This is a genomic window from Niveibacterium sp. (assembly GCF_041909475.1).
In the GTDB taxonomy this organism is placed as follows: domain Bacteria; phylum Pseudomonadota; class Gammaproteobacteria; order Burkholderiales; family Rhodocyclaceae; genus Niveibacterium.
On record NZ_JAYRDJ010000001.1, the window covers coordinates 315,041 to 341,300 of the forward strand.

The window sequence follows — 26,260 nt, forward strand, 5'->3', positions numbered from 1 at the left end:
AAGCTTGGACCGGTTCTCGGTGTTTTGTCGCACGGAAGCGGGCGACCGCATGATGGCGGAGCCAAAAGGTTCCGGGGATCGTTTGACGCGCAGCGTGCTCGAGGCTGTTGATGGGTTCTCGACCGTTGGCGAACTGGTTACGCGCCTCAAAGATGGTAAATCGGTTCAGCGTGCGCTGACCGAGCTTGAGCGCGCAGGGTTGATCGAGACGCTCGATGCGCGGATGGCACGCGTCGCGGAGCAGGAAGCGCGCTGGCTGCGGGGGGATGAAGCGCCGGCGCGAGTGGAACCGCGCGAGATTGCGCCATCGGGACCGCTGGCAGCCGAGCCGTCGCCCAGCGCAGCCGATAAGCGGAAACAGTCGGCAGAGAACCGTCGTCTGGAGCGTGCTCTGGGGTCCGGCTCTCAGGCCTCGATTTTCGACAAAATTCGCGTTTTCTTTGCCACCTTGGGGCATCGGGCTGTGAGTGGTGGCGGCAAGGGTGGCGACAAGATCCGCCGCGGTCTGATCGTTATCGTCGCACTTCTTGTTGTTGGCGGAATCGGCGCTGCCGTCGCCGCGCTGGCCTGGCAGGCTTCGACCTTGCGGCAACGTGTCGAGCAAGATGCGGCTGCCTGGTTGGGCGAGCCGGTCAAAGTTGGACGAGTGGGCGTGGCGTTTCATCCTTGGCCGGTCTTTGAGCTTGGCGACATCCAGATCGGAGAGGGCGGGACCTCCCGCATTGATCGCGCCTTTGGCGGGCCGGACTGGTTCCGGTGGGTGACTTCGCAGCCGCAACGTTTGCATGTCGCACTGAAGGGCGGCAGCTTGCAGCCGTCGCTGCTGGCGCGCCTCTCCGGGCTTGATACCCCTGGGCGCGTTTGGCGCTTGAAGGAGATTCAGGTTGATGAGATGTCGGTGCCAGTCGGCAAAACGGTACTGACTGATCTGGCGGGCTCATTTGTGTTCTCGGGCGACGGGAAGTGGGAGTCTGCGCGTCTGAAACCGAAAGAGCCGGCGGTAACTTATGAATTGTTGGTGCAGGATGGCGGCATCCTTGCAAGCGTGATTGCACCCGAATGGAAGTACGGTGAGACGAAGCTGGATAACGTGCTGATTTCGGGGCGAATGGGTTTGAGCGGTATGGATGACGCCCAGTTTTCGGCCAACTGGTTGGGGGGGGCCATCAAGGGCGTCGTGAGCCTGGACTTGCTGAGCCGCGTGGCCGTGAAGGGCCAGTTCAAACTCGATGCGCTGAACTTTGATCAACTTGTCGCGCTGATGGGTACGCCGGCACTGGTGAGCGGTCGGGTCTCCGGGCCAATGGCGATGAGTGCTGAAGTCGATAATCTGGAGGACTTGGCAAACGCTTCGAAGTGGGTGGGCAGTTTCTCGGTTGCTGACGGTTCGATCAATCGGATCGACCTTGTCGAAGCGATGCGCCGCTCGGGTAATGCGCCGATTTCGGGCGGTGTCACGCGCTTCAATATCATGGAGGGTGCTGTTGTTCGCGAGCCTGCCAAAGGCGTTCGGGTGGAGATTCGACGCCTGGATGCCGGCGCGCTGAGCGCCTCGGGGAGGATTCAGGTTGATGCCGAAGGCGTCGTGCGCGGCGCGCTTCGCAGCGAGGTCAAGACACCTGTCGAGCGCATCGTTCGTCTGTTCTCGGTAGAGGGTACGCTAAAGACCATGCAGCTCAGGCCGCAAGGCGAGTAGTGGAACAGGTGTTGCGGTAATAAAAAACGCCGGTCATTGACCGGCGTTTTTTTGCAGACCTGGCTTTAGCCGCGCCGCATGGCATCGAAGAAATCGTTGTTGGTCTTCGTTGCCTTGATCTTGTCGAGCAGGAATTCCATCGCCTCGATTTCATCCATGCCGTACAGCAGCTTCCGCAGGATCCAGACTTTCTGCAGGATGGCAGGTTCAATCAGCAGCTCTTCGCGGCGAGTGCCCGAGCGATTAACGTTGATCGCTGGATAGACACGCTTTTCGGCCATGCGGCGATCCAGATGGATCTCCATGTTGCCGGTGCCCTTGAATTCCTCGTAGATCACATCGTCCATGCGCGAGCCGGTATCGATCAGCGCGCTGGCGATGATGGTCAGCGAGCCGCCTTCTTCGATATTGCGTGCCGCACCGAAGAAGCGCTTGGGCTTCTGTAGCGCGTTGGCGTCGACGCCGCCGGTGAGTACCTTGCCCGATGCCGGCACGACGGTGTTGTAGGCGCGGGCCAGTCGGGTTAGCGAGTCGAGCAGGATCACGACGTCGCGTTTGTGCTCGACCAGGCGCTTCGCTTTCTCGATCACCATTTCCGCGACCTGCACATGGCGCGTCGCCGGTTCGTCGAAGGTTGAAGCAACTACTTCACCCTTCACCGAGCGCTGCATTTCCGTCACTTCTTCAGGGCGCTCGTCGATCAGCAGCACGATTACGACGACATCCGGGTGGTTCGTCGTAATGGCGTGCGCAATGTGTTGCAGCATCACCGTCTTGCCGGACTTCGGCGGTGCGACGAGCAGGCCGCGTTGTCCCTTGCCGATCGGCGCGATCATGTCAATCACGCGACTTGTGACGTTCTCTTCCGCACGGATCTCGCGCTCGAGTTTGAGGCACTGATTCGGATGCAGCGGCGTCAGGTTCTCGAACAGGATCTTGTGCTTCGAGGCTTCCGGCGACTCGAAGTTGACCTTGTCGACCTTGACCAAGGCGAAGTAACGCTCGCCGTCCTTCGGTGTCCGGATTTCGCCTTCAATCGTGTCGCCAGTGTGAAGATTGAATCGGCGGATCTGCGAGGGCGACACGTAGATATCGTCGGTGCCGGCCAGATACGAGGTGTCGGGAGAGCGCAGGAACCCGAAACCATCCGGCAGTACTTCCAGCACACCGTCGCCGAATATCGGCTCACCTTTTTTTGCCCGGTTGCGTAGCAGGGCAAATACCAGTTCTTGTTTGCGCAGGCGGTTGGCGCCGTCGATCTCGTTGGCATGCGCCATTTCGAGCAACTGGCTGACGTGGAGTGACTTGAGCTCCGAGAGGTGCATGGAAATACCTGACCGGCGAGACTGAGCGCCGTTTGAAGTCGTGAATACGACGGGATGGGAAGGGAGTGTTGATTGAAAACGGCGCGCCGGGCGGCGCGCCGAAGCAGTTATGACGGCAATCTAGCTGTATTACAGGTTGCTGTCAATGAACGCCGTCAATTGCGATTTCGAGAGTGCGCCGACCTTGGTCGCCTCGACACTGCCGCCCTTGAACAGCATCAGGGTCGGTATGCCGCGGATGCCGTACTTGGCAGGCGTCTCGGCGTTTTCGTCAATGTTGAGCTTGGTTACGACGAGTTTGCCGGCGTAGTCCTTGGCGATCTCATCGAGAATCGGAGCGATGCTCTTGCAGGGGCCGCACCACTCTGCCCAGTAATCGACCAGAACAGGGGTCTGCGCTTGCAGGACGTCCTGCTCGAAAGATGCGTCGGTGACGTGAAGGATGTGTTCGCTCATGATTCCTCGCTGTTTGAAACAGCCCCAATCACACTAATCCGCTGTGGGGGATGGCCTTATGGCTGGATCGTGGGGCGGAAGCCGGGTTACCGCCCGGGCAAGCGTCGAATGCTACTAAAAAAAGAGCGTTGTGGCGCGTACTTTGCCGGATCGTGAAACGCGTTGTGTCGGGTCACCGGGAAGCTCCGGTATCATTGCGCCTTGCGGTGAAACACGCCCCAACCGCCGATGGAGAGACAAGAAATGACTTATGTGGTGACTGAAGCCTGTATCAAGTGCAAATACACGGACTGCGTGGATGTTTGCCCGGTCGACTGTTTTCGCGAAGGCCCCAACTTCCTGGTGATTGACCCGGATGAGTGCATCGATTGCACCTTGTGCGTAGCCGAGTGTCCGGTCGAAGCCATTTACGCGGAGGACGACGTGCCGGCCGATCAGCAGTCCTTCGTCGCGCTCAATGCAGAGTTGTCCAAGCTTTGGAAACCGATCGTCGAGCGTAAGGATCCTCTGCCCGATGCCGACGAGTGGGCGAAGGTGAAGGGCAAGCTTGGCGATCTGCAGCGCTGAGCCGGCTATCGAGCAAAGCAAGAGCGGGCGACCTTCGGGTCGCCCGTTGTTTTTCTGGTAGGTGAAAAGGGGTATTCACAGCGCGGCCAACCATACGGTAGAGTATGGAGATGGCCCTGCCGCCGTTCGACTACCACGCCGCCTACTTAGTGACGCGGGCTCACCACGAGGAGTGAATGATGCTGGTAAGTGAAATTCTGGCGATCAAAGGCAAGGTGCTCTACACCGTCGCACCGACGAAAGCGTTGGCTGAGGCGGTGTCGGTGATGAGTGAGCAGGACGTGGGGTCGCTTGTCGTCTTCGACCACGGACGTATGGTTGGCATGCTGACCTTTCGCGAAGTGCTCAAGGCGCTGACGACTGCGGGAGCGGGCTGGGGGGCGTTGACCGTTGCAGACGTGATGCTGCGTGATCCGCGCTCAGCCGAGATCGGGATGGAGATGGACGAGTTGCGTCGCGTGATGATCGATAACCATCAGCGTTACCTTCCCGTAATGGATGGCACAACCTTGATGGGTGTCGTGTCGTTCCACGATGTGGCCAAAGCGGTGCTTGAGGAGCAGGGCTTCGAGAACAAGATGCTCAAGAACTACATCCGTAACTGGCCTGCCGAGGCGGACGACGAGTAGCTTGCTGGCGACACTGGGCGGCGTACTGGGGGTATGACCAGGCGGGTCAGCGTCCGACGCATGTTCAGGCAAACATAAGAGACAACACCGGGGGTATGGAGATGGAGAAGGTCTGGCTGAAGAGCTATCCCGCAGGCGTGCCGGCGGATGTCGATCTGGCCCAATATGGCGCGATCGGTGACCTGTTTGCTGAGGGCGTGAGGAAGTTCGGTTCGCGGGCAGCCTATGTGAACATGGACAAGGCGATCAGTTATGACGAACTTGATCGTTTGAGCGCCGCGTTTGCTGCATTCCTACAGCAGGATCTCAAATTGCCGAAGGGCGCCCGCGTCGCGCTGATGATGCCCAACTTGCTGCAGTACCCGGTATGTCTATGGGGGGCATTGCGGGCCGGCTACGTAGTGGTCAATTGCAATCCGCTCTATACGCCGCGCGAGTTGGAACATCAGCTCAAGGACTCGGGCGCTGACGTGATCGTCATCCTTGAGAATTTTGCCTCGACCTTGCAGGAGGTGCTTGGCCACACGCCGGTCAAGCATGTGGTCGTCACGCGCATCGGCGACATGCTGGGCGGGCTTAAAGGGGCGCTTGTCAGCTTTGTGGTCAAGCGCGTAAAGAAAATGGTGCCCGCTTGGAATATCCCGGGGCATATTGCTTTCAAGCAGGCGATGGCGCGCGGACAGGGCCGCAAGCTGGAGCACGTGAAGGTAACGCAGGACGATATCGCGTTCCTTCAGTACACGGGCGGAACGACCGGCGTTTCGAAGGGCGCGGTACTGACGCACCGGAACATCATCGCCAACCTTCAGCAGGCGCATGCGTGGATCAAGCCCTTCTTGAAGGAAGGCGAAGAGGTCATCGTGACCGCTTTGCCGCTTTATCACATCTTCTCGCTGACCGCGAACTGCCTGACCTTCTTCAAGGTTGGCGCGACCAACGTGTTGATCACGAACCCGCGCGATATCCCGGGTTTCGTGAAGGAGCTGCAAAAGCATCCGTTCACCGCCATCACCGGCGTCAACACCTTGTTCAATGCACTACTCAACCATCCGGAGTTCGTGAAGCTCGACTTCTCTCAGCTTCGCTGTGCGCTCGGCGGCGGAATGGCCGTGCAGCGCGCGGTTGCCGACAAATGGCGTGCATTGACCGGTAGGCCCTTGGTCGAAGCCTACGGTTTGACCGAGACTTCGCCGGCCGTGACGATCAACCCGTTGGACTTGCCCGCTTTCAATGGCGCAATCGGCTTGCCGGTGCCGTCGACCGAGATTTCGATTCGCGACGAAGACGGCCGCGAACTCGGGATCGGCGAATCCGGCGAACTGTGTGTGCGTGGCCCGCAGGTGATGGCCGGTTATTACAACCGGCCGGATGAGACCGCCAAGGTCATGACTGCCGATGGTTTCCTCAAGACGGGCGACGTGGCGGTAGTGGACGAAAAGGGCTTTGTCCGTATTGTCGATCGCAAGAAAGACATGATTCTCGTGTCGGGTTTCAACGTCTATCCGAACGAGGTCGAAGATGTCGTCGCTTCCCATCCCGGCGTGATGGAGGTTGCCGCGATCGGGGTGGTGGACGAGAAGTCCGGCGAAGCGGTCAAGGTGTTCGTCGTGAAGAAGGATCCCAACCTGACCGCCGAGGCGGTGATCGCGCACTGCCGTGAAAAGCTGACAGGCTACAAGGTGCCCAAGTTGGTGGAGTTTCGTACCGAACTGCCCAAGACCAACGTCGGCAAGATTCTGCGTCGAGCGCTGCGCGATGAAGCGAAGAAAGCCGCGTGAGGCAGATTTAATACAGTGAAAACAAGCCGCGGTGTCGGATGTTGTCTGTCAATCCCGATGTCATTGAAATTGCATGGGAAATCGCGCCATTTCGACACCCTGTGGCGTTCCGCTGTGCGCGTTGAATCACGTAGTGGTTTGATTTTTTGTAGGAATTTGTCTGACTTTGATGGTGATCGCAGCCCGATTTTTCGCAAAGAGGCCCTTGAGCTTTCAGGGATTGTGTGCTGCAATTGAATCGTCGTTCCGTTTCCGTTGGCTTAACAGATCCATGCTCGCTTCTACGTATTTCTTCGACTTCCTGTCGGCTGCCGCTGTAGCGGTAGTAGTACGCGTAGTAAGCGTAGGTGCTAGCGCGCCGTAGCAGGGGTCCTAAGGTCAACAGGATTTCAACCCCGCCGGCGTGCAGCTGGCGGGGTTTTTTCTTTGCGGAATCGCAAACCCAGCCAGCCAGCAGCCGGGTCATCTCACAGGAGAGACCTCATGGAAATGACTGGCGCACAACTGCTGGTCCGTCTGCTCGAAGCTCAGGGCGTCGATACGATCGCTGGTATCCCCGGCGGCGCGGCCTTGCCGCTCTACGATGCGCTGGCGTCTGCCGGCACCATCCGTCATGTGTTGGCACGGCATGAGCAGGGGGCTGGCTTCATTGCGCAGGGCATGGCCCGCGCAAGCGGCAAACCTGGCGTTTGCCTCGCGTCAAGTGGGCCCGGAGCGACCAACCTGGTGACTGCGATTGCCGACGCAAAACTCGATTCGATTCCGCTGGTCTGCATCACCGGCCAAGTGCCGCTTTCGATGATTGGCACCGACGCCTTTCAGGAGGTCGATACCTACGGCCTATCGATCCCGGTCACGAAGCACAACTACCTCGTCCGCCGCGCGGAGGATTTGCCCGAGGTGATCAGCGATGCCTTCCGCATCGCGCAATCGGGCCGCCCGGGGCCGGTTTGGGTCGATATTCCCAAGGATGTGCAGACGCAACGCGTCGCGGCGCCGGCGGTGAGTGCCTGCGTGCCGGATCAAACCCCCGAGGTTCGCGAAGAGGCGGTGCAGCGGGCGGCTGAGATGATCAACCGCGCGGAGCGCCCGGTGCTTTACCTCGGTGGTGGCGTGATCGCCTCCGGCGCATCGCACCTCGCGACCACGCTCGCCGAACAGGCCGGTTTGCCGACCACGATGACGCTGATGGCGCTCGGAGCGATGCCGGTCGACCACCCGCTGTCGATCGGCATGCTTGGCATGCATGGCGCGCGCTACACGAACTACGTGTTGCAGGAGGCGGATCTGCTGATCTGCGTTGGCGCGCGCTTTGATGACCGCGCTATCGGCAGGGCGGCCCAGTTCTGCCCCGAAGCGAAGATCATCCACATCGATATCGATGCCTCGGAGATCGACAAGATCAAAACAGCACACATTGGTATCCAGGGCGATGTCACGGCGGTGCTGGAACGCCTGCTGCCGCATGTTCAGGTGCAACTGCGCAAGAAGTGGTTGTCACGGGTGAACAGCCTGCGCTCATCGCATCCGCTACAGATGCCGGGGCTGGATGATCCGCGCAGCCATTACGGGCTCGTTAGCGCGGTGGCGGCCTGCCTGGATGACGAGGCAATCATCACGACCGACGTCGGCCAGCACCAGATGTGGGTGGCGCAGGCTTATCCGTTCCGCCGGCCGCGCCAATGGCTGACATCGGGCGGGCTTGGTACGATGGGCTTCGGCTTGCCGGCGGCGATCGGGGCTGCGCTTGCGGAGCCGAGCCGAAAGGTTGTGTGCTTCTCGGGTGATGGCAGTCTGCAGATGAACATCCAGGAAATGGCTACTGCCGCCGACGAAGGCGTCGACGTGAAGATCATCCTGATGAACAACCAGTCGCTGGGTTTGGTGCATCAGCAGCAGGATATGTTCTACGGCAAGCGGATCTTTGCGGCGGATTACAAGCGGCCGACCGACTTCATCCAGATTGCCCAGGGCTTCGGGCTTGAGGCGGTGGATCTGGATCGCAGCGCGCACCCACGTGCAACCCTGGCTGAAGCCTTGGCATCGAAGGGGCCAGCCCTGATCCACTGCTCGATCGACGTCAATCAGAAGGTCTTTCCAATGGTCCCTCCGGGGGCCGCCAACATCGAAATGATCGGCGGGTGAGCCATGAATGAAACGAAAGATACGCATGACTCAGTGGGCAAGAAGAAAGCCGTGCTGGAACTCGCGGTGCGCAATCACCCCGGCGTCATGACCCATGTTTGCGGGCTGTTCGCGCGCCGTGCCTTCAACGTTGAAGGCATCCTCTGCATGCCCGTCGGCGATGGCGCTGAAAGCCGCATCTGGCTGCTGGTGCACGACGATGCGCGCCTGGCACAGATGACGCTCCAGGTCGAAAAGCTGGAAGACGTGCTCGATGTCCGGCGGCATGGCGCCGATCACGCTGTGTTCGAACGCCTTGAGACTTTCTTTCATTGACGCGCAGGAGCGCCGACCGACTCGTCAGCCTTGAATGCGGCTGGCGAGTTGCCCGCAGGGGAGGTGCTAAACTCCGGCCTCCCCAGCGCGTCTATTCATACCCAACAATATGTCCGGCAGCACTCTTGGCACTCTCTTTACGGTCACCTCATTTGGCGAATCGCACGGGCCGGCAATCGGTTGCGTGGTGGATGGCTGCCCGCCCGGGCTTGAACTGAGCGAGGCGGATATCCAGATTGAACTGGACCGGCGCAAGCCTGGCACGTCGCGCCACGTCACGCAGCGCAAGGAACCGGATTCGGTCGAGATCCTCTCCGGCGTGTTCGAAGGCAAGACCACCGGCCATCCGATCGCGCTGCTGATCCGCAACACCGATCAGCGCAGCCAGGACTATTCGAAGATTTCGCAGACCTTCCGCCCTGGTCACGCCGACTACACCTACTGGCATAAGTACGGCATCCGTGACTACCGCGGTGGTGGCCGTTCGTCCGCTCGCGAGACGGCAGTGCGTGTCGCCGCGGGTGCGATTGCAAAGAAGTGGCTGCGTGAGCGTTATGGCATCGTGGTTCGCGGCTTCATGAGCCAGCTGGGCGAAATCCGCATCCCGTTCAAGGGTTGGGAGCATGTGCAAGAGAACGCCTTTTTCGCCGCGAATGACGAGATCGTGCCGCGCCTCGAAGCCTATATGGATGAGATCCGCGCTGAGCGCGATTCCATTGGCGCGCGTATTGACGTGATCGCCAGTCGCGTGCCCGTCGGCTGGGGTGAGCCGGTGTACGACCGCCTGGATGCGGACATCGCCTACGCGATGATGAGCATCAACGCCGTGAAGGGCGTTGAAATTGGAGACGGGTTCGACGTTGTCGCGCAGCGCGGCACCGTACATGGCGATGAGCTCACGCCTGAAGGTTTCTTGTCCAACCACGCCGGCGGCGTGCTGGGCGGCGTATCGAGCGGGCAGGACATCCGCGTTTCGATCGCGATCAAGCCGACCTCTTCGCTGCCGCAGAACCGCCGCTCGATTGATCTGGCCGGCGCGCCGACCGAGATGATGACAACCGGCCGTCACGACCCTTGTGTGGGTATCCGCGCGACCCCAGTCGCCGAAGCGATGTTGGCGCTGGTACTCGTCGATCACGCGCTGCGTCATCGTGCGCAGAACGCCGATGTGAAGGTCACGACGCCGCGCATCGCGGGTCTGGCGCCGAATGGCTACCAGGAAGTGCCCGGCCCCAAGGGCTGATCGGCTTGTCTCGGTTCAGGAGTCTCTGACATGGCGATTTCCCTGGCTCGTGCCGTGCCGGTCTGGCTGCTGTGCGGCGTCGCGGTCGCGTGTGCCACCGTACAGACCACCGCGCCTGGCGCAGTTGGTGTGGACCGCAAGCAAACCGTGTCGCCGCTGGTCAATCGCGACGCGCTCAACAAGCAGGCTGCATCGCAATACCGTCAGGTTGTGAACACCGCTGAGCAAAAGAAGGCGCTCAACGTAGATCACGTCCAAACCGAGCGCGTACGCCGGATCGCGGCGCGACTCACGCCGACTGTTGCCGCATTTCGCCCGGACGCCGTCGGCTGGCATTGGGAAGTGAATGTGCTGACTTCAAAAGAGGTCAACGCATGGTGCATGCCGGGCGGCAAGATCGCGGTGTACTCGGGGCTGATCGATCAACTCAAGATCACCGACGATGAACTTGCCGCCGTAATGGGGCATGAAATTGCGCATGCGCTGCGTGAGCATGCCTGGGAGCGCGCTTCACAGGCGATGAATGCGCAAATTGGCCTCACGGTGATCGGCATCGCGCTTGGCGCCAGTGGCTCGACCATGGATATGGCTGGCATGGCTTATCAGGCGATGTTCGCGCTACCGAATTCGCGCGAGCAGGAAACTGAGGCCGACCGCATTGGCGTCGAGCTTGCAGCGCGGGCTGGCTACGACCCGCGCGCTGCGATCTCGCTGTGGGACAAGATGGGCCGGCTTTCTGGCAACTCGCAGCCGCAATGGCTGTCTACCCACCCGTCACAGGCGTCGCGGCAGAAGGACCTCGCGGTGTACTCCGAGAAGGTGATGCCGCTTTACCAGCAGGCGATCGAGCGTCGCTGATTGCGTCGATCGCTTGGGGGTACGTCGCGGTTTCGGAGCAGTTCGGCTGTTCCGTTCACGTATTGACGCTCGCAAGGATGTTTTGTTGCGCCGCGGCAATGCGGGCTGGTCAGCATCAACCTGCTGTGAAATAATTAAAGATTGCGTTTTTGTTGCGGTTTTGGGGTTATGGCACTGCACACGCTTTACGAGAAACTCTGGAACAGCCACGTCGTCCACGTTGAAGAGGACGGTACTGCGCTGATCTACATCGATCGTCACCTCGTTCATGAGGTGACAAGTCCGCAGGCCTTTGAAGGCTTGAAGCTCGCTGGCCGCAAGCCGTGGCGTGTCGGGTCGATTGTTGCCACCGCAGACCACAACACGCCGACCGAAGACTGGGCATCCGGCATCAAGGATCCGATCTCTCGTTTGCAGGTCGAGACGCTGGACGCGAACATCCGTTCTGTTGGCGCCAAGGCGTACTTCCCGTTCAAGGACGCACGGCAAGGCATCGTGCATGTGATCGGACCCGAGAACGGCGCAACGCTGCCGGGCATGACGGTCGTCTGCGGCGATTCACACACTTCTACGCATGGCGCGTTCGCCTGTCTGGCGCACGGCATCGGCACGTCGGAAGTCGAACATGTGATGGCGACGCAGTGCCTGCTGCAGAAGAAATCCAAGACCCTGCTGATTAAGGTCGATGGCCTGCTTGGCAGGGGAGTCTCGGCCAAGGACATCGTGCTGCATGTTATCGGGCGTATTGGCACTGCCGGTGGTACTGGCTACGCGATGGAATTCGGTGGCTCGACGATCCGTGCGCTGTCGATGGAAGGTCGGATGACGCTTTGCAACATGGCGATCGAAGCCGGCGCGCGTGCGGGCCTGGTCGGTGTTGATGACGTCACGATCGAATACCTGCGCGGACGCGATTTTGCTCCGAAGGGTGATCACTGGGATCAGGCTGTCGCGTATTGGCGCACGCTGGTTTCAGATCATGGCGCCCAATTTGATCGCGTGATCGAAATCGATGCGCGACAAATTCTGCCGCAGGTGACCTGGGGCACATCGCCCGAGATGGTGACCACGATCGATGGTCTGGTACCTGACCCTGAGAAAGAAGCCGACCCGGTTCGTCGCGAGGGCTACGGCCGCGCGCTGCAATATATGGGGCTGACCCCGCGCATGCCGATCACGTCGATTGCGATCGACAAGGTCTTCATCGGCTCCTGCACGAATTCGCGTATCGAAGATTTGCGCGAAGCGGCGGCGGTTGCTCGCGGTCGGCATGTCGCCGATAACGTGAAACTCGCGCTCGTTGTGCCCGGTTCGGGGCTGGTGAAGCGTCAGGCCGAGGCCGAGGGGCTCGACAAAATTTTCAAGGCTGCCGGATTCGAGTGGCGCGAACCGGGGTGTTCGATGTGCCTCGCAATGAATGCGGACCGACTTGAGCCAGGTGAGCGTTGCGCATCAACGTCCAACCGCAATTTTGAAGGGCGTCAGGGCCCCGGTGGTCGCACCCACCTTGTCAGCCCTGCCATGGCGGCGGCCGCGGCAATCGCCGGGCGCTTCGTCGATGTTCGCGAAATTCTCTGATTCGGCAAGGAGAATGGATATGAAAGTGCTGCGTATTTTCGTTCTCGCGTTGCTGGCGATGTCCCTGTCGGCCTGCAACACTGTCCATGGTTTTGGCAAGGATATAGAGAAGGCGGGCGAGGCCATTCAGAAGGGGTCGAACAAGTAATGGAAAAGTTCTCCGTCCTCGATGGTCTTGTGGCGCCGATGGATCGCGCCAACGTTGATACCGACGCGATCATCCCCAAACAGTTTCTCAAGTCGATCAAGCGTTCGGGGTTTGGCCCGAACCTGTTCGACGAGTGGCGTTACATGAACCACGGTGAACCGGGCATGGATAACGCCACGCGTCCGTTGAATCCGAATTTCGTGCTGAATCAGCAGCGTTTCCAGGGTGCCCGCATCCTGTTGACGCGTGACAACTTTGGCTGTGGTTCCTCGCGCGAGCACGCGCCCTGGGCGATCGAGGACTATGGTTTTCGCGCGCTGATAGGCACGAGCTTCGCCGATATCTTCTTCAATAACTGCTTCAAGAACGGCCTGCTGCCGATCAAGCTGCCGGCGGCGGAAGTCGATGACCTGTTCGACCAGGTCAACGCGACCCCGGGTTACAAGCTACGGATCGATCTTGATGCGCAAACGGTCACCCGCCCCGACGGCAAGGTGATTCCGTTCGACGTGGATCCGTTCCGCAAGTATTGCTTGCTGAATGGCTTTGACGACATCGGCCTGACCCTGCGTCACGCCGACAAGATCCGTGAGTTCGAGGCGCGCCGTCAGGCGGAACAGCCTTGGCTCTTTACCTGAGAGATTCGATGAAAGTCTGTGTTCTGGCCGGTGACGGCATCGGCCCGGAAATCGTTGCTCAAGCGGTGCGCGTGCTTGAGGCGCTGCGCAGCGACGGTCTCAAGATCGAGATGGAGCCCGCCTTGCTGGGCGGTTGCGCAGTGGACGCCGCGGGCGTGCCCTATCCGGAAGCGACCCAGAAGCTTGCGCGCGAGGCCGATGCGGTGCTGCTTGGCGCTGTCGGTGGGCCGCAGTGGGATGCGTTGCCGCGCCCGCAGCGTCCAGAGCGGGGCCTGCTCGGTATCCGCAAGGATCTGCAACTGTTCGCAAACTTGCGCCCTGCGATCCTTTATCCGGAACTCGCCAATGCGTCGACGCTGAAGCCGGAAGTGGTTTCTGGTCTTGATATTCTTATCGTGCGCGAACTGACCGGCGACATCTACTTCGGCGAGCCCCGCGGTGTCGAGGTGCGGGATGGTTTGCGCGTGGGCTGGAACACGATGATCTATTCGGAGGCGGAGATCCGTCGCATCGGCAAGGTCGCCTTCGAAGCCGCGCGCAAGCGCAACAAGCGCGTGTGCTCGGTCGACAAGATGAACGTGCTTGAAACGACGCAGCTGTGGCGCGATGTGATGATCGAACTTTCGGCCGACTACCCGGACGTCGAGCTCTCGCACATGCTCGTCGATAACGCCGCGATGCAGTTGGTGAAGGCGCCCAAGCAGTTCGACGTGATGGTTACCGGCAACATGTTCGGCGACATCCTGTCGGACGAGGCCTCGATGTTGACCGGTTCGATCGGCATGCTGCCGTCCGCCTCGCTGGATGCGAACAACAAGGGGCTCTATGAGCCCAGCCATGGCTCGGCACCCGATATCGCGGGCAAGGGCGTGGCCAATCCGCTGGCGACGATTCTGTCGGCAGCGATGATGCTGCGTTACAGCTTCAACAATGAGGCTGCGGCGCAACGCATCGAAACCGCCGTGAAGAAGGTGCTCGCACAGGGCTACCGTACCGGCGATATCTGGGAAGAAGGTACGCGCCGCGTCGGCACCCGCGAGATGGGTGACGCTGTGCTGGCCGCGCTCTGAGTAAACACTGATGAACGGTTCGCGCGCCCTCGTGCTCCGCAAGCTCATGCCGGCAACGGCAGGGCTGCGCGCGACCGTCATCATCACCATTACGACCACCGGGATTAAAACCATCCCGGCCTGATCCATTGTCTCCTCCGCGCACATGCTCCCTGCCCGCGGTCGAGGCAAGGGAGGCGGGCAGGGGGCATAAAGAGGAAATTCAAATGCGAGTCGGATTTGTCGGTTGGCGCGGCATGGTCGGTTCCGTGCTGATGCAGCGCATGCGTGAGGAAAAGGACTTCGAGCTGATCGAGCCGGTGTTCTTCACGACGTCGAACGTTGGCGGCAAGGGGCCGGATGTGGGCCGCGATCTGCCGCCGCTCAAGGATGCATCGAGCGTCGATGAGCTCAAGGGCATGGATGTCATCATCACCTGCCAGGGCGGTGACTACACGACCGACGTCTATCCGAAGCTGCGCGCCGCTGGCTGGAATGGTTACTGGATCGATGCGGCATCGACGATGCGCATGGATGACGACGCAGTCATCATCCTTGATCCGGTCAACCGCAACGTCATCGACGCCGCGCTGGCCAAGGGTGTGAAGAATTACATCGGCGGCAATTGCACCAATTCCATCCTGCTGATGGGCGTTGGCGGCCTGTTCCGCGAAGGCTTGGTCGACTGGGTTTCGTCGATGACCTACCAGGCTGCAAGCGGTGGTGGTGCTAACCATATGCGCGAGTTGCTCAAGGGTATGGGCGTCGTGCACGGTGCGGTGGCGGATGAGCTTGCGACGCCGTCATCGGCGATCCTTGAGATCGATCGCAAGGTGGCCAAGGCAATTCGTGAAGACGTGCCGACGGAATTCTTTGGTGCCCCGTTGGCCGGCGGTCTGATCCCTTGGATCGACAAACAGCTCGATAACGGCCAGTCCAAGGAGGAATGGAAAGGCCAGGCTGAGGTTAACAAGATTCTCGGGACTTCGAGCACGATTCCCGTGGACGGCTTGTGCGTCCGAATCGGCGCGATGCGGTGTCACAGTCTGGCACTGACGCTCAAACTGAAGAAGGATTTGCCGCTTACCGAGATCGAGTCGATCATCAAGTCGGGTAATCAGTGGGTGAAATGGGTGCCGAATGACCGCGAAGTCTCGGTCAAAGAGCTCACGCCCGCATCTATCACCGGTGGCCTGGAGGTTGGTGTTGGCCGTGTTCGCAAGCTGAACATGGGGCCGGAATACGTTTCCGCCTTCGTGATTGGTGATCAGCTTCTGTGGGGCGCGGCCGAACCGCTGCGCCGCATGCTCCGTATCCTGCTGGGGCGCTAAGTCCTTGTCATGACGGGCGTTGCGCTCGCAACGCCCGTATCTTAAGGCTCGCCGCCCGGCGAGTTTGCCAACGGCATCAAATACTCAGAGTTAGGTTTAGCTTGCGAGGCTAAATCTATGATGTTATTTTGATAAAACCATAATAAATGCGCCTATTTTGGCATGCCCATGAAGACGACTCTCCGTGCCTCCATTATCGCGGCCGCAATCGCGGCGTTGCCACTTGGCGCTTCAGCCGCTGGTCTCGGCCGGCTGAACGTTTTCAGCGGCTTGGGTCAGCCGCTACGCGCGGAAGTCGAGGTCACGGGCAGCGCCGAGGAGCTTGACTCCCTGAGCGCAAGGCTCGCGTCGCCCGAAGCATTTCGTCGCGCGAACATCGAGTACGCGCCTCAGTTGAGTGCGCTGCGGCTCTCGATCGAAAAGAAGGGCGCGGGTGCTGTCGTCAAGGTGGCGAGTGATCGGCCCTTCAGCGAACCCTTCGTTGATCTGTTGCTGGAGCTTAATTGGACCGGCGGCAGGTTGGTGCGTGAGTACACCTTCCTGCTTGACCCGGTTGATGAGGGTGTGAAGCCGGCTGCTCCGCAGGTTGCTGCGCCTGTCGCCAAGCCTCTGGAGCCGAATGCAACGCCGCTGAAGCGCAAGGAAAGAACCGAGCGCGCAAGCAAGCCGGCTGAGAGGGCTGCTGCAAAGCCGAAGACGGATGTTCCGGGTTCTGAGTACACGGTTCAGAGCGGTGATTCGCTCACTTCAATTGCAGCGCGAACGAAGGCCAACGACGTCAGCCTTGAGCAAATGCTGGCTGCACTCTATTCGTCGAATGAGTCAGCTTTCCCCGGCGGCGACATCAATCGCCTGAAAACGGGCCAGATCCTGAAGGTGCCTGAGTCGTCGGCCGCCCGAGAGCTGTCAGCATCTGAAGCGCGCCGGATTCTCTCGGCGCCATCGGCGAACTTTGGCGCATACAGGCAAAAGGCCGCTGCGGCGGTTGCCGATAGCAGCGCCAAGGAAAGCGCAGCGCAACAGTCCGCTTCGGGAAAAATTACACCCAAGGTCGAGGATGCTGCAAAGGCGCAAGAGGCAAAAGATCAACTGAAGATCTCCAAGAGCCAGGTCGCAAAGGATGCAGGGAAGGCCGATCCGAAAGCGGCCGGCCGCATCCAGGCGCTGGAAGAGGATCTGGTTGCGCGTGAACGCGCACTGAAAGAAGCGACGGAGCGCGTCGCGGCGCTTGAAAAGAACGTTAAGGATCTGCAGAAACTGGTGGATTTGAAGAACCAGAATCTGGCTGATCTGCAAAAACAGGCGGCGGCAGCGAAGACCGAGGCGACAAAGCCGGCCGTGGAGAAAGCGCCTGAGTCTGAGCCGGCAAAGGTTGAACCCGCCAAACCGGTCGCCGAGCAGTCTGTGGCGGTGGCGCCGACGCAGTCGGCCCCGGTTGAAGCGCCCGCCACTGCAGCGAGCGCCCCCGAAGTGGTTGCGCCTAAGCCTGCTCCGAAGCCGGTTCCGAAGAAAGTTGCCCCGCCGCCTCCGCCTGTGGTGGAAGAGCCCGGATTCTTCGCTTCGCTTCTGGAAAACCCGGCGGCTTTGGGCGGTTTGGCGGCTGTGCTCGGCCTTGGTGGGTTCCTCGCCTACCGTTCGCGCAAGCCCAAGCGTAACGCCGGGCCCGACACAACCGCACTGAACGCAACCCAGACGGGTACCGAATCCGTGATCGGACCGGCTGGTGGTCAGACGGTTGATACCGGAAGCAGCGTTCTTCCGACCGACTTCAGTCAGTCGGGTCTGACGTCGATCGACGCGGACGAGGGTGTCGATCCGGTCGCCGAGGCGGACGTCTATATGGCGTATGGCCGTGACGCGCAAGCCGAAGAAATTCTGCTCGATGCGCTGAAGTCTGACCCGAGCCGTACTGCAATCCATGTCAAATTGCTCGAGATCTACTCGCAGCGCAAGAGCCTCAAGCAGTTTGAAAATATCGCAACCGATCTTTACACGCAGACCGGCGGCGTTGGCACCGACTGGGTTCGCGCGGCGGATCTTGGTACGAAGCTCGATCCGGAGAACCCGCTCTATCGGTCGCTGACGAAAACCGCTGCGGTTGCCGCGGTGGCTGAGCCGGCGATGCTCGATGAGCTCTCTTTTGTTGAGGCGGGCAACGCAACCGCTGAGACACCGCAGGAGTTCGAGTTTGAGCCCGCGGAAGAGCCTGCCAACAAGGAAGAGCCTGCCGCGCTCGAGTTTACGCCCCCGGAAGAGGCGCCTGCTGCCCCGGCGTTTGCGGCGGCGTCGCCTTCTCAGATGCAGACGACTTGGACGATGCCCGGAGAGATCGGCCAGATCACACGTACTCTTGAAGGAGAAACGCCTGCAGCCGCCGATGTTCCGGCTGGCTCGTCAGACGATCTTGGCCTCGACTTCAATCTTGATATCGACATGGTGCCGGGCGCTGAGCCAAGTGCCGAGCCGGAGTCGTTGCCCGATCTGAGTGCAGCGGAGTTCTCTGCGGCCGAGGTAAAGCTGTCGACGACCAACCTCGGGTCCTCCGCAGAGCAACCGATGACCTTGGATCTCGATGGATTTGACTCCGCCGAACCGACCCACGACGAGGTCGCGGTCACATCGGCAGTTGCCTCACAGCACGAGGCGGTGGTTGATCTGGAGAAGACGAACTTTGAAGGTGGCTTGCTCGACTTCGACTTCGACGTCGATCGTTCTCCGCAGACCCTCGCAGCAGAGGCGCCCCCGCTTGATCTGTCCGGCATCGATCTTGATCTGCCGGCACAGGCGACGGCCGAGCCTGTTCGACAGTCGGATGTCGATACCCATCCTGAACTTCCGATGACCGAAGACGATTTCGAGGTTGGCGATGAGGTGAACACTAAGCTTGAACTTGCGCGGGCATACGAGGAAATGCGTGACTTCGAGGGGGCGAAGGAGCTTCTCGAAGAGGTGATGCAAGAAGGCACCAGTGCGCAGAAGGATGCGGCGGAAGCCATGTTGGCTCGTCTGTCCTGATCGACGCCGGTTTTGATTTGCGAACGCCGGGAGCAGGTGCTGGGTTAGTTACTTTTGTTGTCGGCGTCGTTACGGTGCAGCGTCTGTCGGGCTCCCCGTTGCTGGCGCTGGTGCTTGTTGCGAACGCCTTCGCAGCGTGGAGATCCGGAAAACGGTTGTGGTCGCTCATGCGACGCAGCCGTTTTCTGTTTTTGGCTGTGGTAATTCTCTACAGTTTCTTTACGCCGGGCACCCGCTTGTGGATGGATCTCCCGCTGCCAGCGCCGACATTTGAGGGTCTGGCCCTAGCACTGGAACATGCGGCCCGTCTCGCTGGCGTTCTTGCATTGGTTTGTGCGCTGGTGGTGAGCTACGCTCACGAGATGCTCGTGGGCGGCATGTTGGTCTGTCTTACGCCGCTTCAAAAACTTCACGTACCGATAGAGCGAGCTGCATTGCGTATGGCGATCGTGTTAGAGATGGTTTCGGCACCACAGGGTTTGCCCAGTTGGCGCCAGGCACTCTCGTCGGTCCATGATGGGAACGGCGCTCCAACACCCGTGGTGGTGCATTTGCCGGCCTGGTCTGGAGTGGATGTGTTCATCGTGCTCGCCTTGATTGCGGCGGCCGAAGTTCTGGTGAGGGTCTGCCGTTGAGAGTCGCGCTGGGTTTGGAGTACGAGGGCGGCGCGTTTTGTGGGTGGCAAACCCAGGCTAGCGGTGCATCCATCCAGGATGCGGTCGAGCGGGCCGTGTCGGTGGTCGCAGACGCACCTGTTCGGGTGCAGTGCGCGGGCCGAACAGATACCGGCGTTCACGCTGCGGTGCAGGTCGTTCATTTTGACACTGACGCAAACAGGCCCTTGACCGCATGGGTAAGGGGTGTCAACGCACATTTGCCCGACGCGATTTCGGTGCGTTGGTCACGCCAAGTGAGCGACGAGTTTCACGCGCGGTTTTCTGCCCTCGCGCGCCATTATCGATACCTGCTGCTCAGTCGCGACGTTCGGCCCGCGCTTGGCGCCGGGCGGTGCGGGTGGACGCATTGGAGTCTCGATGTCGATGCGATGCGTGATGCGGCGACGCGTCTTGTCGGTCGGCATGATTTCACCAGTTTCAGGGCGGCGGAGTGCCAAGCGGCAAGTCCGGTTCGAACACTGACACGCGCAGCGGTACTCGAAGTTGGAGCTCTGATTGCGTTCGAATTTTCTGCGAACGCTTTCCTGCATCACATGGTCCGAAACATGGTTGGTGCCTTGGTTCAAGTCGGACGTGGCGCCAACTCGCCACACTGGATTGACGAACTGCTCGCAGCGAAGGATCGCTCGATCGCTGCGCCGACGTTCTCGCCCGATGGGCTGTATCTAGCGGGTGTTGATTACCCGCCGGAGTTTGGGCTGCCCAATCACGGGCGTGTTCGGAACGAGACGTTTGGAGGTGCTTTCGAATGACGCGCACGCGCGTAAAGATCTGTGGGCTAACGCGGGAACAAGACGTGGATGCCGTCGTTGATGCAGGAGCAGATGCCATTGGCTTCGTGTTTTATCCCCCAAGCGCCCGCTTTGTCACGACCGATCGTGCCACAGCGCTGAGCAGGCGGGTTGCGCCGTTCACGTCGATTGTCGGCTTGTTTGTGAACCCGGACCCTGCAGACGTCAGGGCTGTGCTTGACGCAGTGCCGATGCATCTGCTGCAGTTTCATGGCGATGAAGACGAGGCGTTTTGTCGCCAATTCGGCCGGCCGTACCTGAAGGCGGTGCGAATGAGGCCGGGGGTCGATCTGATACACTACGCGGCTTTGTTTGAGTCCGCTCAAGCTCTTCTCGTTGATGCCTTTGTTGAGGGCTTCGGGGGAGGCGGGCAGACGTTCGACTGGTCTCTGATTCCCACTGGCTTGACTCGACCCTTGGTGCTCTCGGGTGGGCTCTCGCCGGAAAACGTCGAAGACGCGATTCGCCAGGTTCGACCTGCTGCTGTCGATGTCAGCAGCGGTGTCGAAGTCTCGAAGGGCATCAAGGATGCCCGGCGGATTGCCGAATTCATTGCAGGAGTGCGCAATGCAGATGGCTGAAGTTCCGTACAACTTTCCCGATGCGCGTGGCCACTTTGGCCCATACGGCGGGATCTTCGTCTCGGAAACCCTGATTCCGGCGCTTGCTGAACTGCGCGAGGCGTATCGGATCGCCCAGAGCGATCCGGAGTTTCTCGCGGAGTTCGACCACGAGCTCAAGCATTACGTAGGACGTCCCAGCCCGATCTACCACGCACGTCGGCTGTCTGATCACTTCGGTGGCGCGCAGATCCTCTTCAAACGTGAGGATCTGAACCACACTGGTGCGCACAAGGTGAACAACTGCATTGGCCAGGCTCTGCTTGCGCGTCGCATGGGCAAGCCGCGGGTCATCGCCGAGACCGGGGCGGGCCAGCATGGTGTTGCGACTGCCACGGTGGCAGCGCGCTATGGCATGCAGTGTTTCGTTTATATGGGCTCGGAGGACGTCAAGCGCCAGGCCGCCAACGTCTATCGCATGAAGCTTCTCGGCGCCACCGTGATCCCGGTGGAGTCCGGATCGAAGACGCTCAAGGACGCGATGAATGAGGCAATGCGTGACTGGGTCACGAACGTTGGCGATACCTTCTACATCATTGGTACGGTCGCTGGGCCGCACCCTTATCCGATGATGGTTCGCGATTTCCAGTCCATCATTGGCCGCGAAGCAATTGATCAGATGCAGGCGGATTTCGGGCGGCAGCCCGATGCCGTGATCGCCTGCGTTGGTGGTGGCTCCAACGCGATGGGGATCTTCCACCCGTATATCCCGCATCCGTCGGTAAAGCTGATTGGCGTCGAGGCTGCCGGCGACGGTATCGACACCGGGCGCCATGCGGCTTCCCTGTCGGCTGGGACCCCCGGTGTGCTGCATGGCAATCGCACGTATCTGCTGCAGGATCCGAATGGCCAGATCATCGAAACCCATTCGATCTCTGCGGGTCTTGATTACCCGGGCGTTGGCCCGGAGCACGCTTGGCTGAAGGATTCGAGCCGGGCCGAATACGTTGGTGTGACTGACGCAGAAGCCCTGAAGGCTTTCCATACTCTGTGCCGAATGGAAGGCATCATCCCCGCATTAGAGTCTTCACACGCGATTGCCCATGCGATGCGCTTGGCGCCGACTCTGTCGAAGGACAAACTGCTGCTCGTGAATCTCTCCGGTCGAGGCGACAAGGATATGCATACGGTCGCCGAGAAGTCTGGCATCAAGTTTTGATGCGCTTGCCCCCACACTGAAGCCTTCGATACCTACAGCATGTCCAGAATAAAGACCGTATTTGACCGACTCGGTGCCGAGCAGCGCACTGCGCTGATTCCTTACATTGCTGCGGGCGATCCGTCGCCTGCTGAAACGCTTCCGTTGATGCACGCGCTGGTTGCCGGCGGTGCGGACGTGATCGAACTCGGTGTGCCGTTTTCCGATCCGATGGCCGACGGCCCGACGATCCAGCGCGCCGCTGAGCGGGCGCTCAAGCATGGTGTGTCGCTGCGAGACGTGCTGGCGATCGTCAAGGCGTTCCGCGAAGCCGATGCGGCGACGCCTGTCGTGCTGATGGGGTACGCCAACCCGATCGAGGCGATGGGGATCGAGCGGTTCGTTGCCGCTGCGGTGGATGCCGGGGTCGATGGCGTGCTCGTCGTCGACTATCCTCCTGAAGAAGCGACGACCTTTGCCAATACGCTCAAGGCAGCAGGGCTCGACCCGATCTTCCTGCTCGCGCCGACTTCGACCGATAGCCGGATGGCAGGGGTCGCGGAAATTGGTAGCGGCTACGCCTATTACGTATCGCTCAAGGGTGTGACTGGTGCTGCACATCTGGATATCGCGGACGTTGTTTCGCGTATTCCGAACCTGAAGGCGCGGCTCGGCATGCCGGTAGGGGTTGGTTTCGGCATTCGCGACGCAGCGTCGGCACGCGCGATTGGCGCGGTAGCGGATGCGGTCGTGATTGGCAGTCGTGTGATCGAAGAGATCGAAGGCGCGCCGGCCGGCGAAGCCCCGCCGCGTGTGAAGGCGTTCCTGTCGGAGATTCGCCTGGCGCTCGATGAACCTGTCGTGGAGTCTGCCCGATGAGCTGGTTGAACAAACTCCTTCCTCCGAAGATCAAGCGTGATGCGCCTTCCCGCAAGTCGATCCCGGAGGGCCTGTGGAGCAAGTGCGAGGTCTGTGAGGCGGTCCTGTACCGCTCCGATCTTGAGGGCAACCAGCATGTGTGCCCGAAGTGCGGTCATCACAAGCGTCTGCGCGCTCGCGCAAGGCTGGACTTGTTGCTCGACCCCGATGCGCGTTTTGAAATTGGAGCCGAGGTTGTCCCTGTTGATCCCTTGAAGTTCAAGGACAGCAAACGCTATCCGGATCGCCTGTCCGCGGCAAACGACGAAACGGGCGAGGGCGATGCGCTGGTGGTGATGCAGGGCGCCATCAAGACCGTGCCTTGCGTCGTCGCGGTGTTCGAGTTCGACTTCATGGGCGGCTCGATGGGCTCGGTCGTGGGCGAGCGTTTTGTGCGCGGCGTAACCGCTGCGCTTGAGCAAGGTGTGCCGTTTATCTGCTTTACCGCCTCTGGCGGTGCCCGGATGCAAGAGGGGCTGTTCTCGCTGATGCAGATGGCGAAAACGACCGCGTCACTGACCCGGCTGTCCGAGCGCCAGCTACCGTTTATCACGGTGCTGACTGACCCGACGATGGGCGGTGTGTCGGCCAGCTTCGCGTTTGTTGGCGATGTCGTGATCGGTGAGCCTGGCGCACTGATCGGTTTTGCCGGCCCACGCGTGATTGAGCAGACCGTGCGCGAAAAGCTGCCCGAGGGTTTCCAGCGCTCGGAGTTTTTGCTCGAAAAAGGTGCAATTGACATGATCGTCGATCGTCGTGCGTTGCGCGATGAGCTGGCCGACCTGCTGTCGTTGCTGACGCGACAAAGCGCGCCGAACTAAGCGCAACGGTCCGTCGCGATGGTATCGAAGTCCCTGGCGGACTGGCTCGAGTACGCCGAGCGTCAGCACGTCAACGCAATCGAACTTGGTTTGGATCGTGTCAGGCTTGTTGCTGCAGCGCTTGGCGTGAGGCAGACCTGCCCGGTTATTCTGGTTGGCGGTACGAACGGGAAGGGTTCGACATGTGCGATGCTGGAGGCCATTCTTCGTGCCGCTGGTTATCGAGTCGGACTCTACACCTCGCCCCATCTGGTTCGATATACCGAGCGCATCCGTATCAACGGCACCGAGGTTTCAGACGCAGCCTTGTGTGAGGCGTTTGCTGACGTCGATGCTGCGCGTGGCGAGACGCCGCTTACCTATTTCGAACTGGGCACCCTTGCCGCCTGGCAGGTTTTCGGCAAGTCATCCCTTGATGTGGCCATCCTCGAGGTCGGTATGGGTGGCCGTCTCGATGCAGTAAATGTGTTCGATCCAGACTGCTCGATTGTGACCGGTGTGGCGATTGATCACACCGATTATCTTGGTACGACACGCGAGCAGATCGGTTACGAGAAGGCGGGGATCTTCCGCGCCGATAGGCCTGCAATCTGTTCGGACCCGAATCCGCCTGCTACCTTGGTTGAGCATGCGCGCCTGATCGGTGCGGATCTCCGCCTGATTGGCCGCGATTTCTCTTATAAAGGCGATCGCCAGCAGTGGAGTTTCGCTGGGCGTGCGCAGAAGCGAAGCTCCTTGGCGTATCCAGCGCTGAGAGGGGCAAATCAACTCCTCAATGCGTCGGCGGTGCTGGCTGCACTTGAGACGCTTGCGGATCGTTTGCCGGTCTCGATGCAGGCGGTTCGCGAAGGCCTGCTGCATGTCGAGCTGACAGGTCGGTTCCAAGTGCTGCCGGGGCGCCCTACGGTCATTCTCGATGTCGCTCACAATCCCCAATCGGTTGGCGTGCTGGCGGAGAACCTCTCCAACTTGGGATACGCGCCGGAGACGTATGCGGTTGTTGGCATGCTCGCGGACAAGGACGTCGTCGGGGCAATTTCGTTGATATCCCGTCGCGTTGATCACTGGCTTGCATGTTCATTGCCGGGCCCGCGGGGGCTGTCAGGCGAAGCGCTTGCTGCAAAGCTGCGCGAGGCTGGCGTCTCGGGCGACATTGAGATCTGTGACGGGCCGGCGGCTGGGCTCCAACGGGCCAAGGATCGCGCGCAACCGGATGATAGAATCGCAGTCTTTGGATCCTTCCTTACCGTCTCCGACGTACTTCAATCGTCGGGACGTCATTGAGACCCGCGCGCTGCTGCAATGGCCGAGACCGACACCCAACTCGAACTGAAGAAGCGCGCCCGCCGTCGCTTGGTCGGCGCTGGCGCGCTGGCGCTTGTGGCTGCGATTGTCCTCCCGCTCGTGATGGAGCATGAGCCAAAGCAGGCGGGTCTGGATATCCAGATCAGAATTCCTAGTCAGGAGGGCGCGAATTTTGCCTCCCGCGTGATCCAGGGGGCTGCGCCTGCGCCAACCAAGCCAGCTGTGCCGGTTGAAGACGACAAGATCCCGTCTAGCGCGAATGTGCCGTCGCCAAGTGAGGGCGCGACGGCATCCGCCCCGGCGCCGAAGGCGCCAGAGACTGCGCCAGCTCAGAGTGCGCCTAAACCGCAGACGCCGGAAGAGCCGCATGTTGCCCAGGTGGAGAAGCCGGCAAGTACAAAACCTGCGGAGTCGACCGCGAAGCGATCGGAGTCGGAGCGTGCCGCGGCGATTCTGAGTGGTGACAAGGCGACGACGGCTGAGGCGGGCAGTGGTTATGTTGTGCAGCTTGGTGCCTTCAAGGATGCCCGCAACATCTCGGCGGTCCGGAGTAAGGTCAAAGCGCAAGGCTACAGTTCCTACACCGAGGTACTGGGAGACAAGACAAGGGTTCGTGCCGGTCCCTTTGCAACACGCGATGCGGCCGATGCTGCAGCCGCGAAGTTGCGGAAGGCGGGCTTGGCTGGCGTCGTGACACCGCGTTCGTGAGTTGATGAGCGGCTTCGACTACGCGGTCATTGCGATTACGCTGATTTCGCTGGCGATCGGCGCGTGGCGCGGGTTGGTCAGCGAAGTGCTCGCTCTGCTCGCGTGGGTGGTTGCGTTCTTTGTCGCCAAACATTTTTCGCCGCTCGTCGTGCCGCTGTTCAGTGGCATCACGAGCGAGCCGTTATTGCAGCTGTCCGGCGCCTTTGCGCTGGTGTTTATCGCTAGCCTGCTGCTGCTCGGTCTGTTGCGTTTGTTGCTACGTGAGTTGCTTCATGCGGTGGGGCTTGGTCTTGCGGATCGGGCTTTCGGCGCAATGTTCGGGTTGGCGCGCGGGTTGCTGCTGGTGTTTGCACTGGTGATGGCCAGCGGGCTGACAAATCTCCCGCGCCAGGCCTGGTGGCACGACGCGGTATTGGCGCCGCCGCTTGAGGCGGCGGTGCTGGCGGGGGGGGGGGGGGGGGGGGGGGCCCCCCCCCCACACCGAGAAAGAAAAAAAGTGGTGGAGCGAGTG

At 60.6% G+C, this 26,260-nt stretch carries 25 protein-coding genes; 23 read left to right on the forward strand and 2 right to left on the reverse strand.

Annotated features, from left to right (window positions below):
- The first annotated feature begins 4 nt into the window (after positions 1-4).
- A complete protein-coding gene (locus ACE3P0_RS01445; protein WP_374399085.1) occupies positions 5-1,696 on the forward strand; it encodes a hypothetical protein in 1,692 nt (563 codons plus the stop codon).
- Positions 1,697-1,761: 65 nt separating this feature from the next.
- Here ACE3P0_RS01445 and rho read toward each other — a convergent pair whose 3' ends face one another.
- Both rho and trxA read right to left on the reverse strand, forming a co-directional pair.
- A complete protein-coding gene (gene rho, locus ACE3P0_RS01450) occupies positions 1,762-3,021 on the reverse strand; it encodes a transcription termination factor Rho (RefSeq protein WP_172198868.1) in 1,260 nt (419 codons plus the stop codon).
- Between the two features lie 129 nt (positions 3,022-3,150).
- The gene (trxA, locus tag ACE3P0_RS01455) at positions 3,151-3,477 is read right to left on the reverse strand and encodes a thioredoxin TrxA (RefSeq protein WP_172198870.1); all 327 of its coding nucleotides are present in this window, start codon (positions 3,475-3,477) and stop codon (positions 3,151-3,153) included.
- A gap of 243 nt (positions 3,478-3,720) precedes the next feature.
- Between trxA and fdxA the strand changes: the two genes are divergently transcribed.
- From fdxA to ACE3P0_RS01565, 22 genes are all read left to right on the forward strand, one after another.
- The gene (gene fdxA / locus ACE3P0_RS01460) at positions 3,721-4,044 is read left to right on the forward strand and encodes a ferredoxin FdxA (RefSeq protein ID WP_374399088.1); all 324 of its coding nucleotides are present in this window, start codon (positions 3,721-3,723) and stop codon (positions 4,042-4,044) included.
- A 179-nt stretch (positions 4,045-4,223) separates the two neighbouring features.
- Positions 4,224-4,673: a CBS domain-containing protein gene (locus ACE3P0_RS01465; protein WP_374399366.1), complete on the forward strand. Its 450-nt coding sequence runs from the start codon at positions 4,224-4,226 to the stop codon at positions 4,671-4,673.
- Positions 4,674-4,774: 101 nt separating this feature from the next.
- Positions 4,775-6,451, forward strand: coding sequence for a long-chain-fatty-acid--CoA ligase FadD (fadD, locus tag ACE3P0_RS01470; protein ID WP_374399090.1), 1,677 nt, complete (start codon positions 4,775-4,777; stop codon positions 6,449-6,451).
- A gap of 483 nt (positions 6,452-6,934) precedes the next feature.
- Positions 6,935-8,596 carry an acetolactate synthase large subunit gene (gene ilvB, locus ACE3P0_RS01475; protein WP_374399092.1) on the forward strand — a complete coding sequence of 554 codons (1,662 nt, stop codon included), beginning with the start codon at positions 6,935-6,937 and terminating at the stop codon, positions 8,594-8,596.
- Positions 8,597-8,599: 3 nt separating this feature from the next.
- On the forward strand, positions 8,600-8,911 hold the full coding sequence (gene ilvN / locus ACE3P0_RS01480; RefSeq protein WP_374399094.1) for an acetolactate synthase small subunit: 312 nt from the start codon (positions 8,600-8,602) through the stop codon (positions 8,909-8,911).
- Positions 8,912-9,020: 109 nt separating this feature from the next.
- Positions 9,021-10,154, forward strand: coding sequence for a chorismate synthase (gene aroC / locus ACE3P0_RS01485; RefSeq protein WP_374399096.1), 1,134 nt, complete (start codon positions 9,021-9,023; stop codon positions 10,152-10,154).
- A gap of 30 nt (positions 10,155-10,184) precedes the next feature.
- Positions 10,185-11,012: a M48 family metallopeptidase gene (locus ACE3P0_RS01490; RefSeq protein WP_374399098.1), complete on the forward strand. Its 828-nt coding sequence runs from the start codon at positions 10,185-10,187 to the stop codon at positions 11,010-11,012.
- A gap of 168 nt (positions 11,013-11,180) precedes the next feature.
- Complete coding sequence (leuC, locus tag ACE3P0_RS01495; protein ID WP_374399100.1) at positions 11,181-12,590, forward strand: 3-isopropylmalate dehydratase large subunit; 1,410 nt, start codon at positions 11,181-11,183, stop codon at positions 12,588-12,590.
- A gap of 19 nt (positions 12,591-12,609) precedes the next feature.
- Entirely contained in the window at positions 12,610-12,738 is a 129-nt protein-coding gene (locus ACE3P0_RS01500) for an entericidin A/B family lipoprotein (protein ID WP_374399102.1), read from the forward strand.
- Positions 12,738-13,376, forward strand: a complete 639-nt coding sequence (gene leuD, locus ACE3P0_RS01505) for a 3-isopropylmalate dehydratase small subunit (RefSeq protein ID WP_374399104.1) — start codon at positions 12,738-12,740, stop codon at positions 13,374-13,376. Before ACE3P0_RS01500 ends, leuD begins: the two co-directional genes overlap by 1 nt.
- An 8-nt stretch (positions 13,377-13,384) precedes the next feature.
- Entirely contained in the window at positions 13,385-14,446 is a 1,062-nt protein-coding gene (gene leuB, locus ACE3P0_RS01510; protein WP_374399106.1) for a 3-isopropylmalate dehydrogenase, read from the forward strand.
- A gap of 206 nt (positions 14,447-14,652) precedes the next feature.
- The gene (gene asd, locus ACE3P0_RS01515) at positions 14,653-15,756 is read left to right on the forward strand and encodes an aspartate-semialdehyde dehydrogenase (RefSeq protein ID WP_374399108.1); all 1,104 of its coding nucleotides are present in this window, start codon (positions 14,653-14,655) and stop codon (positions 15,754-15,756) included.
- A 168-nt stretch (positions 15,757-15,924) separates the two neighbouring features.
- Complete coding sequence (locus tag ACE3P0_RS01520; protein ID WP_374399110.1) at positions 15,925-18,771, forward strand: FimV/HubP family polar landmark protein; 2,847 nt, start codon at positions 15,925-15,927, stop codon at positions 18,769-18,771.
- Between the two features lie 74 nt (positions 18,772-18,845).
- Complete coding sequence (locus ACE3P0_RS01525; RefSeq protein ID WP_374399112.1) at positions 18,846-19,406, forward strand: hypothetical protein; 561 nt, start codon at positions 18,846-18,848, stop codon at positions 19,404-19,406.
- On the forward strand, positions 19,403-20,200 hold the full coding sequence (gene truA / locus ACE3P0_RS01530) for a tRNA pseudouridine(38-40) synthase TruA (RefSeq protein WP_374399114.1): 798 nt from the start codon (positions 19,403-19,405) through the stop codon (positions 20,198-20,200). Before ACE3P0_RS01525 ends, truA begins: the two co-directional genes overlap by 4 nt.
- Entirely contained in the window at positions 20,197-20,820 is a 624-nt protein-coding gene (locus ACE3P0_RS01535; protein WP_374399116.1) for a phosphoribosylanthranilate isomerase, read from the forward strand. Before truA ends, ACE3P0_RS01535 begins: the two co-directional genes overlap by 4 nt.
- Positions 20,807-22,018, forward strand: a complete 1,212-nt coding sequence (gene trpB / locus ACE3P0_RS01540) for a tryptophan synthase subunit beta (protein WP_374399368.1) — start codon at positions 20,807-20,809, stop codon at positions 22,016-22,018. The genes ACE3P0_RS01535 and trpB overlap by 14 nt, the downstream gene beginning before the upstream one ends.
- Positions 22,019-22,057: 39 nt before the next feature.
- On the forward strand, positions 22,058-22,876 hold the full coding sequence (gene trpA / locus ACE3P0_RS01545; protein WP_374399118.1) for a tryptophan synthase subunit alpha: 819 nt from the start codon (positions 22,058-22,060) through the stop codon (positions 22,874-22,876).
- Positions 22,873-23,736, forward strand: a complete 864-nt coding sequence (accD, locus tag ACE3P0_RS01550; RefSeq protein WP_374399120.1) for an acetyl-CoA carboxylase, carboxyltransferase subunit beta — start codon at positions 22,873-22,875, stop codon at positions 23,734-23,736. The genes trpA and accD overlap by 4 nt, the downstream gene beginning before the upstream one ends.
- Before the next feature lie 18 nt (positions 23,737-23,754).
- Positions 23,755-25,020: a bifunctional tetrahydrofolate synthase/dihydrofolate synthase gene (gene folC, locus ACE3P0_RS01555; protein ID WP_374399122.1), complete on the forward strand. Its 1,266-nt coding sequence runs from the start codon at positions 23,755-23,757 to the stop codon at positions 25,018-25,020.
- Positions 25,021-25,038: 18 nt separating this feature from the next.
- Positions 25,039-25,749, forward strand: a complete 711-nt coding sequence (locus ACE3P0_RS01560; protein WP_374399124.1) for an SPOR domain-containing protein — start codon at positions 25,039-25,041, stop codon at positions 25,747-25,749.
- Positions 25,750-25,753: 4 nt separating this feature from the next.
- Positions 25,754-26,260: CvpA family protein (locus tag ACE3P0_RS01565; RefSeq protein WP_374399125.1), on the forward strand; the 507-nt coding region annotated here is incomplete at its 3' end.

Coding starts and splice junctions, on each gene's coding strand:
- rho (WP_172198868.1), bottom strand. CDS start 3,021: ATGCACCTCTCGGAGCTCAAGTCACTCCACGTCAGCCAGTTGCTCGAA.
- trxA (WP_172198870.1), bottom strand. CDS start 3,477: ATGAGCGAACACATCCTTCACGTCACCGACGCATCTTTCGAGCAGGAC.
- fdxA (WP_374399088.1), top strand. CDS start 3,721: ATGACTTATGTGGTGACTGAAGCCTGTATCAAGTGCAAATACACGGAC.
- ACE3P0_RS01465 (WP_374399366.1), top strand. CDS start 4,224: ATGCTGGTAAGTGAAATTCTGGCGATCAAAGGCAAGGTGCTCTACACC.
- fadD (WP_374399090.1), top strand. CDS start 4,775: ATGGAGAAGGTCTGGCTGAAGAGCTATCCCGCAGGCGTGCCGGCGGAT.
- ilvB (WP_374399092.1), top strand. CDS start 6,935: ATGGAAATGACTGGCGCACAACTGCTGGTCCGTCTGCTCGAAGCTCAG.
- ilvN (WP_374399094.1), top strand. CDS start 8,600: ATGAATGAAACGAAAGATACGCATGACTCAGTGGGCAAGAAGAAAGCC.
- aroC (WP_374399096.1), top strand. CDS start 9,021: ATGTCCGGCAGCACTCTTGGCACTCTCTTTACGGTCACCTCATTTGGC.
- ACE3P0_RS01490 (WP_374399098.1), top strand. CDS start 10,185: ATGGCGATTTCCCTGGCTCGTGCCGTGCCGGTCTGGCTGCTGTGCGGC.
- leuC (WP_374399100.1), top strand. CDS start 11,181: ATGGCACTGCACACGCTTTACGAGAAACTCTGGAACAGCCACGTCGTC.
- ACE3P0_RS01500 (WP_374399102.1), top strand. CDS start 12,610: ATGAAAGTGCTGCGTATTTTCGTTCTCGCGTTGCTGGCGATGTCCCTG.
- leuD (WP_374399104.1), top strand. CDS start 12,738: ATGGAAAAGTTCTCCGTCCTCGATGGTCTTGTGGCGCCGATGGATCGC.
- leuB (WP_374399106.1), top strand. CDS start 13,385: ATGAAAGTCTGTGTTCTGGCCGGTGACGGCATCGGCCCGGAAATCGTT.
- asd (WP_374399108.1), top strand. CDS start 14,653: ATGCGAGTCGGATTTGTCGGTTGGCGCGGCATGGTCGGTTCCGTGCTG.
- ACE3P0_RS01520 (WP_374399110.1), top strand. CDS start 15,925: ATGAAGACGACTCTCCGTGCCTCCATTATCGCGGCCGCAATCGCGGCG.
- ACE3P0_RS01535 (WP_374399116.1), top strand. CDS start 20,197: ATGACGCGCACGCGCGTAAAGATCTGTGGGCTAACGCGGGAACAAGAC.
- trpB (WP_374399368.1), top strand. CDS start 20,807: ATGCAGATGGCTGAAGTTCCGTACAACTTTCCCGATGCGCGTGGCCAC.
- trpA (WP_374399118.1), top strand. CDS start 22,058: ATGTCCAGAATAAAGACCGTATTTGACCGACTCGGTGCCGAGCAGCGC.
- accD (WP_374399120.1), top strand. CDS start 22,873: ATGAGCTGGTTGAACAAACTCCTTCCTCCGAAGATCAAGCGTGATGCG.
- folC (WP_374399122.1), top strand. CDS start 23,755: ATGGTATCGAAGTCCCTGGCGGACTGGCTCGAGTACGCCGAGCGTCAG.
- ACE3P0_RS01560 (WP_374399124.1), top strand. CDS start 25,039: ATGGCCGAGACCGACACCCAACTCGAACTGAAGAAGCGCGCCCGCCGT.